Genomic DNA, 13,861 nt, shown 5'->3' with positions numbered 1-13,861 from the left:
TTTCCTGAAATTTCTTCACATCGTGTGCGTGGGCTTGTCCGAGGTGATGATGCCGGCCAGCAGCGTCTCGATCTTGTGCCGTACGGCCTCGCCTTCGGTGCCTTCGGCGAGCTGTACGCCGATGCCGGCGGCGCGGTTGCCCTGCGCACCGGCCGGGGTCACCCAGATCACCTTGCCGGCCACCGGCAGGCGCTCGCTGGAGTCCGGCAGGGTCAGCAGCAGGAACACCTCGTCGCCGAGGAAGTAACGCTTGGGCGTGGGCACGAAGATGCCGCCGTTCTTCACGAACGGCATGTATGCGCTGTACAGCGCGGCCTTGTCCTTCACGGCCAGGGACAGGATGCCCTGGCGGGCGTTGGTGGCGCTCATGCTCTAGTTCCCCTTGGGTGCCGCTCGTTGACCTTGTTCCAGGCCAACAACAATTCCACCACCGCCAGATCGGCGCGCACGGTGGTGCGCAGCAGGTCGCGGGTTCGGTTGGCGGCGTCGAACCACGACGCCAGCTTGTGCAATCGGTCCGGATCGGTCAAGCCGCCCCCCGCCGCCTGGGCCAGCGCGAGGTCGGCGGCATGGCGCAGGCGCAGCGCGCCGTGCTCGTCGCCGGTCCAGCGCTGGGCCAGTTCCACCGCGCCGGCGCGGCCGGCCACCAGCGATTCCAGATCGGTGGCCACCTGGCGGCGCAGCGCCAGGCCATCTTCGCGCAGCCAGTCATCGGCCAGGCCGGGATGACCGCGCGCGGCGTCGAGGGCTTCGCGCGCACTGGCGTCGCTGTGGCCCTGCGCCTGCAGCCACGCCAGTGCTTCCTCGCGCGGCGGCAGCTTGAACTCCAGCCGCTGGCAGCGGCTGCGCACGGTCGCCGGCAGGCGCGCCGGGTCGCTGCTGATCAGCCACAGGTAGCGGCCGGGCTGCGGCTCTTCGAGGGTCTTGAGCAGCGCGTTGCAGGCGGCGCGATTGATCGCATCGGCCGGATCGACGATCACGACCTGGGCAATGCCGTACTGCGGGGTGAGCGCCAGCTTCTGCGAGATCTCGCGCACCTGCTCGATCACGATCTCGGTGCGCAGCTTGTCGCCGGACTTGTTGGGAATGAACGAGATCAGTTGCAGGTCCGGGTGGGTACCGGCGGCAATCAGCTGTGCGCTGCGCTTGGCCGCCGCCGGTTCGCCACGCCCGAGCACATGTTCGGCCAGGCGCAGCGCAACCGCGCGCTTGCCCAGCCCGGCCGGGCCGCAGATGAGCAGGCCGTGGCCCAGGCGGCCGGCATCCAGCGCGGCCACGGTCTGGTCGTAGGCGCGCTGCTGCCAGGGTGAGAACGTATCAGTCATGGGCAGGCTCCTGTGCCAGCCACGCGTCCACCGCGGCCACCACCGACCGCGCCACGCCGGCCTGGTCCTGGCCGGCGTCGATCAGGCGGAAACGCGCGGCGTCATCGCTGGCGCGCTGGCGGAATACCGCGCGCACTCGCTGGAAGAAATCGTCCTGCTCGCTCTCGATGCGGTCCGGCCACAGATCGCGGCCATTGGCGCGGGCGCGGCCCACGGCCACGTCCACATCCAGCAGCAGGGTCAATCCCGGCAGCAGGCCGACGGCGCGGCGCTCCAGGTCGGCAATCCAGGCCGCATCGAGGCCGCGTCCGCCGCCCTGATAGGCGTAACTGGAATCAGTGAAACGGTCGCTGATGACGTAGGCGCCGCGTTGCAGGGCTGGCTGGATCACCTCGCGCACATGCTGGGCGCGCGCAGCGAACACCAGCAGCAGCTCGGCTTCGGCCGACAGCGGCTCGGCGGCGATCTCCGCATCGGGGGTGAGCACCAGCGCGCGGATGCGCTCGGCCAGCGGCGTGCCGCCGGGCTCGCGGGTCAGCAGCACCTCGTGGCCCCGCGCGTGCAAGGCATCGCGCAGGGCGTTGATGGCCGTGGTCTTGCCCGCGCCCTCGCCGCCTTCCAGGCTGATCAGGCGCGGGTGGCGCAGCAGCGAAACCGTCATTGCGGTGCCGCCTGGCTGCGCTGCTGGCGCAGCTGCTGCAGGTAACGCGCGACCGCGGCGTTGTGGTCGGTGTAGTTGGCCGAGAACACATGCGCGCCGCTGCCGTCGCCAACCGCCACGAAATACAGCGCGTCGCCGGCGGCCGGCTGCGCGGCCGCATGCAGGGCGTCGCGGCCGGGCATGGCGATCGGGGTCGGGGTGAGGCCGGCGCGGGTGTAGGTGTTGTACGGCGTGTCGGTGGTCAGGTCGCGCTTGCGGATGTTGCCGTCGTAGCGGCTGCCGATGCCGTAGATCACCGTCGGATCGGTCTGCAGGCGCATGCCGATCTTCAGGCGGCGCACGAACACGCCGGCAATCTGGGGGCGCTCGCTGGGCAGCGCGGTTTCCTTCTCGATGATCGAGGCGAGGATCAGCAGCTCATACGGTGAATTCAGCGGCAGATCGTCGGCGCGGCTGTCCCACGCGGCGGTCAGCGCCTTCTCCATTGCGGCATGGGCGCGCTTGAGCACGTCCAGGTCGCTGTCGCCACGCTGGTAGACGTAGGTCTCCGGCAGGAAGCGGCCTTCGGGGTGCTCGCCCGGGAAGCCCAGCGCCTTCATCAGCGCGGGGTCGTCCATGTCATCGGTGGTGTGGCGCAGCGGATCGGCACGCTTGAGCGCGGCGCGCACCTGGCGGATGTTCCAGCCTTCGACGATGGTCAGCCGGTGCTGAAGCACGCGGCCCTGACGCATGCGGATGAGCAGTTCGCGCGGGGTGAGGCCGGCGTCGAGCGCGTACTCGCCCACCTTGAGCTTGCCGGCGGCATCGAGCTGGCGTGCCAGCAGTGTCCACTGGGTATCGTTGCCTTCGTCCACACCGGCAGCACGCAGCTTGCCCAGCACCGTATTCAGGCCATCGCCGGAGGCGATCACCACGCTGGACTGGTCCGGGGTGATCGGCGCGTCGGCAAAGCGGCTCTGGTCGTGCCAGAACCAGGCACCCACTGCCGCCAGCACCAGGCCGCCCAGCAGCAGCACCGCCAGCACGGCCAGACATCCCCGCTTCGCACCCGCCATGTTCACCTCGTGTCGTTATTCAGTGCGCGGCACCGGCCAGCGGCCGGCACCCCGTCGGACAGCATACCGTGGCTCAGTCCTGCCGCCCCAGCGCACGCAGCAGGCCACGCGCCTTGGCACGGGTTTCGTCCAGTTCCTTGACCGGGTCCGAATCGACCACGATGCCGGCACCGGTGCGGAACACCGCCGTGTCGGCGGCCACTTCGGCGGTGCGGATCAGGATGTTCAGGTCCAGGTCGCCATCACGGTTCAGCCAGCCGAACGCGCCGGTGTAGGCGCCGCGTGCGGTCTGCTCCAGCTCGGCAATGATCTGCATGCAGCGCACCTTGGGGCAGCCGGTGATGGTGCCGCCGGGGAACGTGGCGGCGATCACCGCGCCGGGGCTGACATCCTGGCGCAGGCGACCACGCACGTTGCTGACGATGTGATGCACGTGGGCGTAGCTTTCCACCGTCATCAGCTCGTCGACCTCGACGCTGCCGGGCGTGCAGATGCGCCCCAGGTCGTTGCGTTCCAGGTCGATCAGCATGACGTGCTCGGCACGCTCCTTGGGATGGCCCACCAGCTCCTGGATGCGCGCGGCATCGTCGTCGCCGGCGAAGCGCGGGCGCGTGCCGGCGATCGGACGGGTCTGCACGTCATCGCCATGCACCGAGACCAGGCGCTCGGGGGAGGAGCTGACCACTGCCCTGCCCTGCGCCATGAACAGGCCGGCGAACGGGGCCGGATTGGCCACCCGCAACTGGGCATACAGGGCCTGCGGCGACAGCGGCTGGGCGAACTGCGCTGCCCAGCGGCGCGACAGGTTGACCTGGAACACATCGCCGGCGCGCAGGTAGTCGATCACCTTGCCAACACCGTCGGTGAAGCGCTGCGGGGCGTCTTCCGTCACGTCGGCCGGCGGCTGCCAGGCCGGCAGCGGTGCCAGCGTGGTGGATGCCTGCACATCGGCCAGCAGGGTCGGCAGCAGCCCGGCGTGGTCGGTTTCGCAGATGGCGTGGTACTGGCCGAGAACGCGGTCGTGCAGCACGGCGGCCGGGCAGCGCAGGGCCAGTGCGGAGGGCAGGCCGTCGGCGCGCGCGGGCACCTGCAGCACGGTTTCGATCTGCCCGGCCAGTTCATAGTCCAGCATCAGCGCCCAGCCGCCGCGGAACGGCAGCATGGTCTCCTCGCGGGGCAGGCGCAGGGCCGCCCAGTGCGCATCCAGCGCCTCGAGAAAGCTGCCGGCGTGGGCGGTGCCGTCAGCGTCGCGGACCACGCCGTCGGCGTGCAGCGCCAGCGCCTGGCCGTTGGCCATCAGCAGCAGGTCCCAGCGCCCCTGGGCGGTGCCCGAGGCGGTGGACTCCATCAGCAGCGGATAGCGCGAGGGGTCCATGCGCTGCAGCGCGAGCAGATCGGTGGTGGCGGGCAACGGCTGGATCTGGAGCATGGCAGGGAACCGGAAAGGAGCGCGGGGGCCAGATACACCAAGGCCGCCATGATGGCGGCCCGGGCGCGGGGTACGACGGTGCGCGGATCAGACGCGCTTGAACACCAGCGTGCCGTTGGTACCGCCAAAGCCGAAGCCGTTGGACATGACCACATCCACCTTCTGCTGGCGCGCCACGTTGGGCACGTAATCCAGGTCGCAGCCTTCGCCCGGCTGCTGCAGGTTGATGGTCGGCGGAATGATGTTGTCGCGCAGCGCCAGCACCGAGAAGATCGCCTCGACGCCGCCGGCGGCACCGAGCAGGTGGCCGGTCATCGACTTGGTCGAACTGACCATCATCCTGTACGCGTGGTCGCCGAACGCGGTCTTCATGGCCATCGTTTCGCCGAGGTCACCCAGCGGGGTCGAGGTGCCGTGCGCGTTGAGGTAGCCGACCTGGTCCGGGGTCACACCGGCGTCCTTGAGGGCCATCGTCATGCAGCGCGCAGCGCCTTCGCCGTTCTCGCTCGGCGCGGTCATGTGGTACGCATCGGAACTCGCGCCGAAACCGGCCAGCTCGGCATAGATGCGCGCGCCACGCGCCTTGGCGTGTTCGTACTCTTCCAGGATCAGAATGCCGGCACCGTCGCCCAGCACGAAGCCGTCGCGGTCCTTGTCCCACGGTCGCGAGGCTTCAGCCGGCGCGTCGTTGCGGGTGCTCATGGCCTTCATCGCGCAGAAGCCGCCCAGGGCGGTCGGCGAGGAGCCGCGCTCGGCGCCGCCCACCACCATCACGTCCGCATCGCCGTACTGGATCATGCGCATGGCGGTGCCGATGGAGTGGTTGGAGGTGGCGCAGGCCGACACCGCCGAGAACGACGGACCCTTCAGGCCGGTGATGATGCTGAGCTGGCCCGGCAGCATGTTGATGATGGTCTTGGGCACGTAGAAGGGCGAGATTTTCTTGCCCTCGTGGAACTCGATGGTCTGTTCCTCGATGCCCAGCAGACCGCCGATGCCGGCGCCGACGATGGCGCCCACGCGCTCGGCATTGGCGTCGGTGATCTCCAGGCCCGCATCGTGCAGGGCCATGAACGAGGCACCGAGGCCGTAATGGATGAACGGGTCCATCTTCTTGGCATCCTTGCCGCTGACCCGGAATTTGCCGAACTGTTCGTTGTCGGCGGTGATGTCGAAGTCCCTGACCTCACCTGCGATCTTGGTGGTGAAACGGTCCAGGTAGGACTGCGAAACGTTGGTCAGCGGACCGATGCCGGAACGGCCTTCGGTGATGCCCTTCCAACTGGTGGCCATATCATTGCCCAACGGCGAGACCATGCCCATGCCGGTAACGACGACGCGACGCTTCATTGCAGATTCTCCTGACCCGGGTGTTGCGGGTATGACGCGGTACAACGCTCAAATGCACAGGGCCGCATGTGCGGCCCCATGAGTTTGCCGCACGCGGTCGCGGCGATTGCCACGGCCGCGCGCAAGCCGCCTGACATCAAGCCTTGACGTGGGCGTTGATGTAGTCGATCGCAGCCTGGACGGTGCTGATCTTTTCGGCTTCTTCGTCCGGGATCTCGCACTCGAACTCTTCTTCCAGCGCCATCACCAGTTCAACGGTGTCCAGCGAGTCAGCGCCCAGGTCATCGACGAACGATGCGCTGTTGGTGACTTCTTCTTCCTTGACGCCAAGCTGTTCGACGACGATTTTCTTGACGCGTTCTTCGATGGTGCTCATTGGATATCGCTCCAGATGGAGTAGTGGTTCAAAAATGACGCCATCCGGTGAGGGATGACCGTGGGATAGTGTAGTGGAAACCAGCGACGCCTTGCATCGCTGCAAAACATCTTTCAGATCAACCACTTGCGGCGCGATCCCTGCGCCACATGCTTACGGCATGTACATGCCGCCGTTCACATGGAGGGTTTCGCCGGTGATGTAGCTGGCCGAGGGACCGGCCAGGAACGCCACCGCATTGGCGATGTCGGACGGTTCGCCGAGGCGCTCCAGGGCGATCGACTTGACCAGACCGGTGCGCTGCTCTTCCGGCAGGGCCTTGGTCATGTCGGTATCGATGAAGCCCGGCGCCACGACGTTGACGGTGATGCCGCGCGAACCGATTTCCTTGGCCAGCGACTTGGAGAAGGCAATGATGCCGGCCTTGGCCGCCGCGTAATTGGCCTGGCCGGCGTTGCCGGTCACGCCGATCACCGAGGCGATGTTGATGATGCGCCCCTTGCGCGCCTTCATCATGCCGCGGATGACAGCCTTGGAGGTGCGGAACACGCTGGTGAGGTTGGTGTCGAGGATGGCCTGCCAGTCCTCGTCCTTCATGCGCAGCAGCAGGTTGTCGCGGGTGATGCCGGCATTGTTGACCAGGATGGTGATCGCACCGAATTCCTTGGCGATGCCGTCCAGCACGGCGTCCAGCGCGGCCGCGTCGGTGACGTTCAGCGCGCGGCCGTGGCCGCCCACGGCGGCCAGGCGCTCGCCGATGGCGGCGGCACCGGCGTCGGTGGTGGCGGTGCCGATCACGGTCGCGCCCTGCGCGGCCAGTGCGTCGGCGATCGCCGCACCGATGCCACGGCTGGCGCCGGTCACCAGTGCGATTTCACCCTGAAGGGGCTTGCTCATCTGTGTTTCCTCGGACGGGACCGGTCAGCAGCGCAGGCACAGGGCCATGCCGTTGCGGAGGCAGTCGAAAAATCAGGCAGCCCAGGTCTCGCGGGCAGCTTCAAAATCAGCGGGCGTGGACAGTGTGCGCGCGTCCAGCGTTTTGTCGATGCGCTTGATCAATCCGCTCAGGACCTTGCCCGGACCACACTCGGCCACACGGACAACGCCACGGGCTGCCAGCGCCTGCACGCAACCGGTCCATTGCACCGGCAGGTACAGCTGCTGGACCAGCGCCTGGCGGATCGCATCAATGCCGTCATGGATGCGGGCATCCACGTTCTGCACCACCGGCAGCGCCGGGGCGTGCCAGTCCAGGCCGGCCATCGTTTCGGCCAGGCGGTTGGCGGCTTCGCGCATCAGCGGGGTGTGCGAGGGGACGCTGACGGCCAGTTTGACCGCCTTGCGCACGCCCTTGTCGGCCAGCAGCGCCAGCGCGCGGTCGACCGCGGCCGCATCGCCGCCGATCACGATCTGGCCGGGCGAATTGTAGTTGGCCGGAACCACGACCTGGCTGCCGGCGGCCTGCTCGCAGACCTCCAGCACCAGCGCATCCTCGGCGCCAAGCACGGCAGCCATCGCGCCGACGCCGGTGGGCGCGGCATCCTGCATGAGCTGGCCGCGCAGGCGCACCAGATGGGCGCCATCGCGCAGCGACAGGGCGCCCGCCGCGACCAGGGCGGTGTATTCGCCCAGGCTGTGGCCGGCCAGGACCGCCGGCTGGGCACCGCCCACGGCATTCCAGACACGCCACACGCCAATGCTGGCGGCCAGCAGCGCCGGCTGGGTGTACTCGGTGCGGTTGAGCATTTCCTCGGGACCGCCCTGCGAGAGCGCCCACAGGTCCACGCCGGCACCGTCGGACGCTTCGCTGAAGGCCTCACGCACCTGGGGGTGCAGTTCGGCCAGTTCGGCGAGCATGCCCACGGACTGCGAGCCCTGGCCTGGGAACACGAAAGCGAGATTGGAATCGGTCACGCGGTCATCCGCCTGCAAAAATCGAACGGCAAATGATAAGGGCGAACACCGCCCTCCGTCTGTACTGACGCGTATTGAGGGGGGCTGGGCGCGGCGCGCACAGCCCCTTCAAGCGAACGGCAACAGCACCTAGGCTGCACGGTCCCTGATGAGGACCGCGACGAGTGGGGGTGCGGGACACGCCGTGAATACGTCCCTGTAGGCTCGTAGAGAACATCCATGTTTTCTACGGTCCCACACCCCCACACCCCCACTCGCCCCGGTCCCCGCACGGTGCGTCGGTGCGCATGGAACGGGCAGAAGCGGGTGCAGCGGGCAGGCGTGGCACAGCGAACGCTGTGTGCGGTGACGTGGATTGCCCATGCGCGCCGGCCAACTGTCGGCGGTGCGGCGTGCGTGGGTTCACGGGCCCCTTCGCCGCATGGATGCGGCGATGGAGCCTACAGGGACGTACTTCAACCAGCGCTTTCGATCACACCAGCAACTGCAGAATGTCCAGGTCGCCGTCGGAGAAGAAGTCGAAACAGATCACCGCCAGCATCAGCACGCCCAGGGTGGTGGCGCCGTGCACGATCAGGATCGCATGGGCCAGGGCGCGGGCCGAGCGGCCCATTTTCAGGCTGGCGCGGGCCAGACCGCGCAGGCGGCCGGAGACTTCGTGCGCGTGCGCCAGGACCGGTGCCTCGGCACCGTCCATTGCATCGGCCATCAACTGCTGCAGCCGCTGCGGGCGGTCCTCGTAGTACTTGGCCACGCCATAGCCGAACATCAGCCAGTCGCGCGCCTGGGCCTGGGCCAGGTCCATCACTTCCAGTGGGTCCTCCTCGAAATCGATGAAGCCCACCTGCTGTCCGTCCCAGGTCAGGTTGCGCGGCAACGGCTGGCCGAAATAGGCGCCGTTGCGATGTGCCGACGCGATCGCCTGCATCGCGGCCGAAACCAGCCGATCGCGGCCGGCGTCGTCGGCCTGGCGCAGGCAGGTATTGAACGAGCTGCCGTTGTCGCCCAGCACCAGCGCGGCATGGCCACTGCCGATCACCGGCGGCACATTCACTCCCTGGTCCTTCAGCTCGGCCAAGCGGCGGGCTTCGGTTTCACGGGCGGCGTCGCCTCCCCGGTGCGGCGGCGGACGCAGCGCGTCCAACTGGAACCGCCGCGCGATGAAATTGAGCAGGCCCAAGGCCACCACCCGACTTCCTTCGCCGTACTGCTTCAGCCAGGCGCGTTGCCCTTCAATGACGATGGGCTCAACCATGACGGATCTCCTGAAATGCTTACGGCCCCGAATGGGGCCGTAACGACTGCATCACGTTGTCGTAACGTGCGCTATCAATAGCGCAGCAGTGCCGAACCCCAGGTGAAGCCGCCACCGAAGGCCTCCAGCAGCAGCAGCTGACCGCGCTCGACGCGACCGGAGCGGATCGCCACATCCAGCGCCATCGGCACCGAGGCCGACGAGGTGTTGCCATGCTTGTCCACGGTCACCACCACCTGCTCCATCGACATCTCCAGCCGCTTGGCGGTGGCTTCGATGATGCGCAGGTTGGCCTGGTGCGGGATCAGCCAGTCCAGATCGGCCTTGGTCAGGCCATTGGCATCCAGGGTTTCGTCCACGACCGAGTCCAGCGCCTTGACGGCGTACTTGAACACATCGTTGCCCTTCATCAGGATCGCGCCGCGGGCGTTCTCGCCCTCGCCGAAACCGGCCGACACGCCGACAGGATTCCACAGCAGCTCTTTCTTGCTGCCATCCGAATGCAGGTGGGTGCTGAGGATGCCGGTGTCTTCGTCGGCCTTGAGCACGACCGCGCCGGCGCCATCGCCGAACAGTACGCAGGTGGTGCGCTCGGTCCAGTCGACGATCCGGGTCAGGGTTTCCGCGCCGATGACCAGCACATGGCGTGCGTCACCGGAGCGAATGAATTTATCGGCCACGCTCAACGCGAACACGAAGCCCGAACAGGCCGCGTTGACGTCGAAAGCGGGGCAACCGGTCGCACCGAGCTTGGCCTGGATCAGGCACGCGGTGGACGGGAAGATCAGATCCGGGGTGGTCGTACCCACCACGATCATGTCCAGCTGCGAAGCGTCGATACCCGCCGCTTCCAGCGCACGCACCGCGGCGTGATAGCCGAGGTCGCTGGTGGTTTCCGTGTCCGCGGCGATGTGCCGCTCCCGGATACCGGTGCGCGATTGGATCCACTCATCGCTGGTGTCGACCATTTTCTCCAGATCCTGGTTGGTCAACACTTTTTCGGGCAAATAGCTACCAGTGCCCGCGATCCTCGAGTAGATCCGCTTGCTCATTGCATGTCCTGTAGCACGATCGTCAACAGCGACGACCGGGAAGAATGGGGCAAAGGCCGCTGCCCGACCGGGCAGCGGCCTTCACGAATCAATCTTCTTCGACGGCCGAGTTCGACTTGGTCGTGATCACCTTCTTGCCACGGTAGAAACCGTCAGCGGTGATGTGGTGACGCAGATGCACTTCGCCCGTGGTCGGGTCGGTCGACAGCTGCTTGGCGCTCAGGGCGTCATGCGCACGGCGCATACCGCGGCGGGACGGGGTAACACGGGATTTCTGCACAGCCATGGGATTGCTCCAAACTCGGTTCGTTTTGCTTCGTCGTTTCGTCGCACAGGACGCCAGCGCCCAGCACAGTCTTCGCTTTCGCCGCAGCCGCCGACGACAACCGGCTGCTATTGTTTTTTCAACGCCGCCAATGCCGCGAACGGATTGGCCTTGCTGATTTCTTCTTCGGTCGGTGCCCAGTCGCGATCCACTGCCTCACCATCGGGAGACAGCGGTACCACCGGGACGGCCAGGACGAGTTCGTCCTCGACCAGTTCCAGCGGACGCAGTTGGCCGTCCTCGGGGACCAGCCACGGCTCATACCCTTCCGGCAACGAGGATTCATCCTCTTCGCTGCGGATCAGGCCGAGCCGCTGCACCATCGAGACCGGCAACAGGAAGCGCTGCAGGCTGCGCTGACAGATCAGCGGCAACTCGGTGTCGATGGTCAGTTCAACATAGGATACCCGCAGGATGTCGTCGTGCGCGAATTCCAGTGCATAGGTGCACCGGCCTTCGGTATCGGCAACAAGGCCTTGCAGGCGGGTCAATTCAGCCAGATCGACCTGGCCGTCGAAGCGCCTGCGCGCTGCGACCATCCGCCAAGCATCCAGCAATTCGGGCACGTTCGCGGACATAAGCCGCTGAATGTTAAGGATCGCCCGGCCTGCTGTCAAATCCGGTTTCAGTCAGGTTGCAGCGGCCGCCCTGGAGCAGCCAGACTGCCGGCCTTCCGCGCCCGGTATTGTCGCATGACCCCGCTCCTGCTTGCCTCCACCTCCCGCTACCGCCGCGAACTGCTGGCGCGCCTCGGGCTGCCCCTGGACACCGCGCGCCCGGACGTGGACGAGACCCCCGCCCCCGGCGAGGCGCCGCGCGCGCTGGCGGTACGGCTGGCGCAGGCCAAGGCGGCCGAGGTCGCCGCGCGGCATCCGGGCCGCTGGACGCTGGGCTCGGACCAGGTCGCCGAACTGAACGGGGCCCCGCTGGGCAAACCCGGCACCGTGGCCGCCGCGCAGGCCCAGCTGGCGGCGATGTCCGGCCAGTCGGTGGCCTTCCACACAGCCATCTGCCTGATCCGCGATGGCGAGATCCACCAGGCCTGCGACCGGACCGAGGTCCGCTTCCGCACGCTGGGCGCCGATGAGATTGCCCGCTACGTCGCCGCCGAGCAGCCGCTGGACTGCGCCGGCAGCTTCAAGTGCGAAGGCCTGGGCATCACCCTGTTCGATGCAATCGACAACCGCGACCCGACCGCGTTGATCGGGCTGCCGCTGATCGCCGTGGCGCAGCTGCTGCGCCTGGCCGGTTATCGCTTGCCCTGAGCCTCGCCGGCGGGGCGCGCGGGGACCACGAACGCCTGGTCCTGCCAGCGCTCGACACTGCCATCGCGTCCATACAGGTTCAGGCCCAGCCAATGCCGGCCGGGCGCCAGCGCGCGGGTATCGATACGCGCATCGAAGCCGACGTTGGGGTGCTGCGGGTCGTTGGAGATCTTCCAGAAGGCGGTCACGTCGTAGGCCCGACCGTACTGCGCCTCGGCCACCGGACGATCATCGACCAGCAGCTCCACCCGGGCCAGGCCGACGCCATCCTTGAACGCCCAGCCGCGCACATCGAGCATGCCGTCCACCGTGGCATCGGCCACCGGCGTATCGATCCACGCCATCGCCGGCGTCACGCAGGGCCCGGCGGCGCGCTCGGCCGGCAGTTTGAACAGCAGGAAGCGCTGGAAGCCGTGGTCGTTGCTCACCACCTGCGGCGGCGGCAGCGGGCCCACCTGGCGGCAGACATCGTGGTAGCGCTCCAGCAGATCGCGATAGCGCTGGTCGCTGGGCGACAGCACCAGCAGCATGGGCGCATTCCGCTGCCCCTCGTGCAGCAGCCCCCACAGGCCGAGCTGCGCACTGCGTCCGTGCTTGTCGTTCAACGGGTGCTGCAGCACCTCGATCGACGGGTCACGCAACTGGAAGCCCAGCTCCGCACCCACCTTGAAGTTGCCGGCCAGCACCCGCGTGCCGGGCGGCATCGTCGCCAGCGACTCGCGCACGGCGCTGGCCAACGGCTGCCAGCCGGCGAAATTGCGCGGGTAGTACTTGTAGCCGGCCAACTGCTCGCGCAGCGCCGGCGTGGAGGCCACCAGATAGTAGGAGAAGGCCAGCGCCAGACCGGCGCCGGCCATCCACCAGCCGGTGCGGCGCAGCCAGCGCGGCCAGCCATTGAACACCACCGGCACCGCGATCAGCAGCGCCAGGTAGCCCGGCAGCGGCCAGTGGAAACTGATGCGCTCCACATCGGTGAAGAAGCCGAGCACGAAGATCGCCACTGTCGATACCGCGCCGATCAGGCCGAAGTAGCGCCATTGCGCGCGCGCACCACCGCCAGCGCGGGTGCCCGCAAGTGCCACCTTCCACATCGCCACGCACAGGATCGGCGTGACCAGCATCGGCTGGATCACCAGGAACCACAGGCCACTCCACTGGAAGGCCCACGGATGGCGTTCGACCACCTGGAATTTCAGGCCGGCCTCGTGGTTGTCGGCATTCCATGCCAGCAGCGGCAGCCAGGCCAGCACGCCGACAGCCAGCGCCACCCACACGCGCGGATCGCGCAGCATGCGGCGGCCCTGCGGCAGCAGCAGCAGCGCAATGAACCCCACCACGATCACACCGATGAAGCGGTAGTGGCTGAGCGCGCCGATCATCAGGCCCAGCCCCAGCTTCACCGCCGCCGCCGCATCCACCTGGCGCAGCAGGCGGGCCCCGGCGTCCAGGCACAGCACCGCCGCCAACGCCATCGGCACGTCCGGCACCGCCAGCATGCCCAGCGTGGCAGACAGCGGCATCAACAGGGTGAGGCTGCCGGCCTGCCACCCTGCCACCGCACCGAACCAGCGCGTGGCGATCCGCGATACCGCCCAGGGCAACCAGGCACCGATCGCCAGGAACGGCAGGCGCTGTGCCAGCACATGCGGACCACCGATCTCCACGCCCAGCCGCGACAGCCACGCCGTCAGGCCGGGCAGGTCCGAATACGCGGCCGCCAGATGCTGCCCTTCCTGCCAGTAGAACGCTTCGTCCACGAACAGGGGCAGGCGCGCGGCCACCACCAGTTTGACGGCGGTGACCAGCGTCCATAGCAACAGGAAAATTGTGCGTGCGCGTTGTTCGCCTTGCATT

15 protein-coding genes are annotated in these 13,861 nt (G+C 67.7%); 1 reads left to right on the top strand and 14 read right to left on the bottom strand.

Annotation, left to right across the window (positions count from 1 at the left end; translation table 11 throughout):
* Positions 1-15: 15 nt before the first annotated feature.
* From ACPEH8_RS09145 to ACPEH8_RS09085, 13 genes are all read right to left on the bottom strand, one after another.
* Positions 16-369, bottom strand: a complete 354-nt coding sequence (locus ACPEH8_RS09145) for a PilZ domain-containing protein (RefSeq protein WP_136005617.1) — start codon at positions 367-369, stop codon at positions 16-18.
* Positions 366-1,325 carry a DNA polymerase III subunit delta' gene (locus tag ACPEH8_RS09140; protein WP_136005615.1) on the bottom strand — a complete coding sequence of 320 codons (960 nt, stop codon included), beginning with the start codon at positions 1,323-1,325 and terminating at the stop codon, positions 366-368. The genes ACPEH8_RS09145 and ACPEH8_RS09140 overlap by 4 nt, the downstream gene beginning before the upstream one ends.
* Positions 1,318-1,986 carry a dTMP kinase gene (gene tmk, locus ACPEH8_RS09135; protein ID WP_017357548.1) on the bottom strand — a complete coding sequence of 223 codons (669 nt, stop codon included), beginning with the start codon at positions 1,984-1,986 and terminating at the stop codon, positions 1,318-1,320. The genes ACPEH8_RS09140 and tmk overlap by 8 nt, the downstream gene beginning before the upstream one ends.
* A complete protein-coding gene (gene mltG, locus ACPEH8_RS09130; RefSeq protein WP_313218797.1) occupies positions 1,983-3,041 on the bottom strand; it encodes an endolytic transglycosylase MltG in 1,059 nt (352 codons plus the stop codon). The genes tmk and mltG overlap by 4 nt, the downstream gene beginning before the upstream one ends.
* A 73-nt stretch (positions 3,042-3,114) precedes the next feature.
* On the bottom strand, positions 3,115-4,470 hold the full coding sequence (locus ACPEH8_RS09125; protein WP_153164553.1) for an aminodeoxychorismate synthase component I: 1,356 nt from the start codon (positions 4,468-4,470) through the stop codon (positions 3,115-3,117).
* Positions 4,471-4,557: 87 nt separating this feature from the next.
* Positions 4,558-5,820 (bottom strand): beta-ketoacyl-ACP synthase II, encoded by a 1,263-nt coding sequence (fabF, locus tag ACPEH8_RS09120; protein WP_017357545.1) that lies wholly within the window; start codon positions 5,818-5,820, stop codon positions 4,558-4,560.
* Between the two features lie 136 nt (positions 5,821-5,956).
* Complete coding sequence (gene acpP, locus ACPEH8_RS09115; protein ID WP_017357544.1) at positions 5,957-6,196, bottom strand: acyl carrier protein; 240 nt, start codon at positions 6,194-6,196, stop codon at positions 5,957-5,959.
* Positions 6,197-6,349: 153 nt separating this feature from the next.
* Positions 6,350-7,093: a 3-oxoacyl-ACP reductase FabG gene (gene fabG / locus ACPEH8_RS09110; RefSeq protein ID WP_136005609.1), complete on the bottom strand. Its 744-nt coding sequence runs from the start codon at positions 7,091-7,093 to the stop codon at positions 6,350-6,352.
* 72 nt (positions 7,094-7,165) lie between these two features.
* Positions 7,166-8,110: an ACP S-malonyltransferase gene (gene fabD / locus ACPEH8_RS09105; RefSeq protein ID WP_026071039.1), complete on the bottom strand. Its 945-nt coding sequence runs from the start codon at positions 8,108-8,110 to the stop codon at positions 7,166-7,168.
* A gap of 472 nt (positions 8,111-8,582) precedes the next feature.
* Positions 8,583-9,365, bottom strand: a complete 783-nt coding sequence (locus ACPEH8_RS09100; protein WP_017357624.1) for a serine/threonine protein kinase — start codon at positions 9,363-9,365, stop codon at positions 8,583-8,585.
* 74 nt (positions 9,366-9,439) lie between these two features.
* A complete protein-coding gene (locus ACPEH8_RS09095) occupies positions 9,440-10,417 on the bottom strand; it encodes a beta-ketoacyl-ACP synthase III (protein WP_017357625.1) in 978 nt (325 codons plus the stop codon).
* 88 nt (positions 10,418-10,505) lie between these two features.
* The gene (gene rpmF, locus ACPEH8_RS09090) at positions 10,506-10,703 is read right to left on the bottom strand and encodes a 50S ribosomal protein L32 (protein WP_017357626.1); all 198 of its coding nucleotides are present in this window, start codon (positions 10,701-10,703) and stop codon (positions 10,506-10,508) included.
* A gap of 107 nt (positions 10,704-10,810) precedes the next feature.
* Positions 10,811-11,320 carry a YceD family protein gene (locus ACPEH8_RS09085; RefSeq protein WP_136005608.1) on the bottom strand — a complete coding sequence of 170 codons (510 nt, stop codon included), beginning with the start codon at positions 11,318-11,320 and terminating at the stop codon, positions 10,811-10,813.
* Positions 11,321-11,434: 114 nt separating this feature from the next.
* Here ACPEH8_RS09085 and ACPEH8_RS09080 point away from each other — a divergent pair, with 114 nt between their 5' ends.
* A complete protein-coding gene (locus ACPEH8_RS09080) occupies positions 11,435-12,007 on the top strand; it encodes a Maf family protein (protein WP_262072109.1) in 573 nt (190 codons plus the stop codon).
* Here ACPEH8_RS09080 and ACPEH8_RS09075 read toward each other — a convergent pair.
* Entirely contained in the window at positions 11,992-13,860 is a 1,869-nt protein-coding gene (locus ACPEH8_RS09075) for an ArnT family glycosyltransferase (protein ID WP_166472658.1), read from the bottom strand. The genes ACPEH8_RS09080 and ACPEH8_RS09075 overlap by 16 nt on opposite strands.
* Between the last annotated feature and the right edge of the window lies 1 nt (position 13,861).

This window comes from Stenotrophomonas sp. NPDC077461 (assembly GCF_049545475.1).
In the GTDB taxonomy this organism is placed as follows: Bacteria; Pseudomonadota; Gammaproteobacteria; order Xanthomonadales; family Xanthomonadaceae; genus Stenotrophomonas; species Stenotrophomonas nematodicola.
Note: the sequence above shows the minus strand (reverse complement) of the source record. Positions and strands in the feature narration are given on the sequence as shown.

Excerpts from the sequence above, each read along its gene's own strand:
- ACPEH8_RS09075 (WP_166472658.1), bottom strand. The coding sequence starts at position 13,860 with ATGCAAGGCGAACAACGCGCACGCACAATTTTCCTGTTGCTATGGACG.
- fabF (WP_017357545.1), bottom strand. The coding sequence starts at position 5,820 with ATGAAGCGTCGCGTCGTCGTTACCGGCATGGGCATGGTCTCGCCGTTG.
- tmk (WP_017357548.1), bottom strand. The coding sequence starts at position 1,986 with ATGACGGTTTCGCTGCTGCGCCACCCGCGCCTGATCAGCCTGGAAGGC.
- rpmF (WP_017357626.1), bottom strand. The coding sequence starts at position 10,703 with ATGGCTGTGCAGAAATCCCGTGTTACCCCGTCCCGCCGCGGTATGCGC.
- ACPEH8_RS09100 (WP_017357624.1), bottom strand. The coding sequence starts at position 9,365 with ATGGTTGAGCCCATCGTCATTGAAGGGCAACGCGCCTGGCTGAAGCAG.
- ACPEH8_RS09080 (WP_262072109.1), top strand. The coding sequence starts at position 11,435 with ATGACCCCGCTCCTGCTTGCCTCCACCTCCCGCTACCGCCGCGAACTG.
- mltG (WP_313218797.1), bottom strand. The coding sequence starts at position 3,041 with ATGGCGGGTGCGAAGCGGGGATGTCTGGCCGTGCTGGCGGTGCTGCTG.
- ACPEH8_RS09140 (WP_136005615.1), bottom strand. The coding sequence starts at position 1,325 with ATGACTGATACGTTCTCACCCTGGCAGCAGCGCGCCTACGACCAGACC.
- ACPEH8_RS09125 (WP_153164553.1), bottom strand. The coding sequence starts at position 4,470 with ATGCTCCAGATCCAGCCGTTGCCCGCCACCACCGATCTGCTCGCGCTG.
- ACPEH8_RS09145 (WP_136005617.1), bottom strand. The coding sequence starts at position 369 with ATGAGCGCCACCAACGCCCGCCAGGGCATCCTGTCCCTGGCCGTGAAG.
- fabG (WP_136005609.1), bottom strand. The coding sequence starts at position 7,093 with ATGAGCAAGCCCCTTCAGGGTGAAATCGCACTGGTGACCGGCGCCAGC.
- ACPEH8_RS09095 (WP_017357625.1), bottom strand. The coding sequence starts at position 10,417 with ATGAGCAAGCGGATCTACTCGAGGATCGCGGGCACTGGTAGCTATTTG.
- acpP (WP_017357544.1), bottom strand. The coding sequence starts at position 6,196 with ATGAGCACCATCGAAGAACGCGTCAAGAAAATCGTCGTCGAACAGCTT.
- ACPEH8_RS09085 (WP_136005608.1), bottom strand. The coding sequence starts at position 11,320 with ATGTCCGCGAACGTGCCCGAATTGCTGGATGCTTGGCGGATGGTCGCA.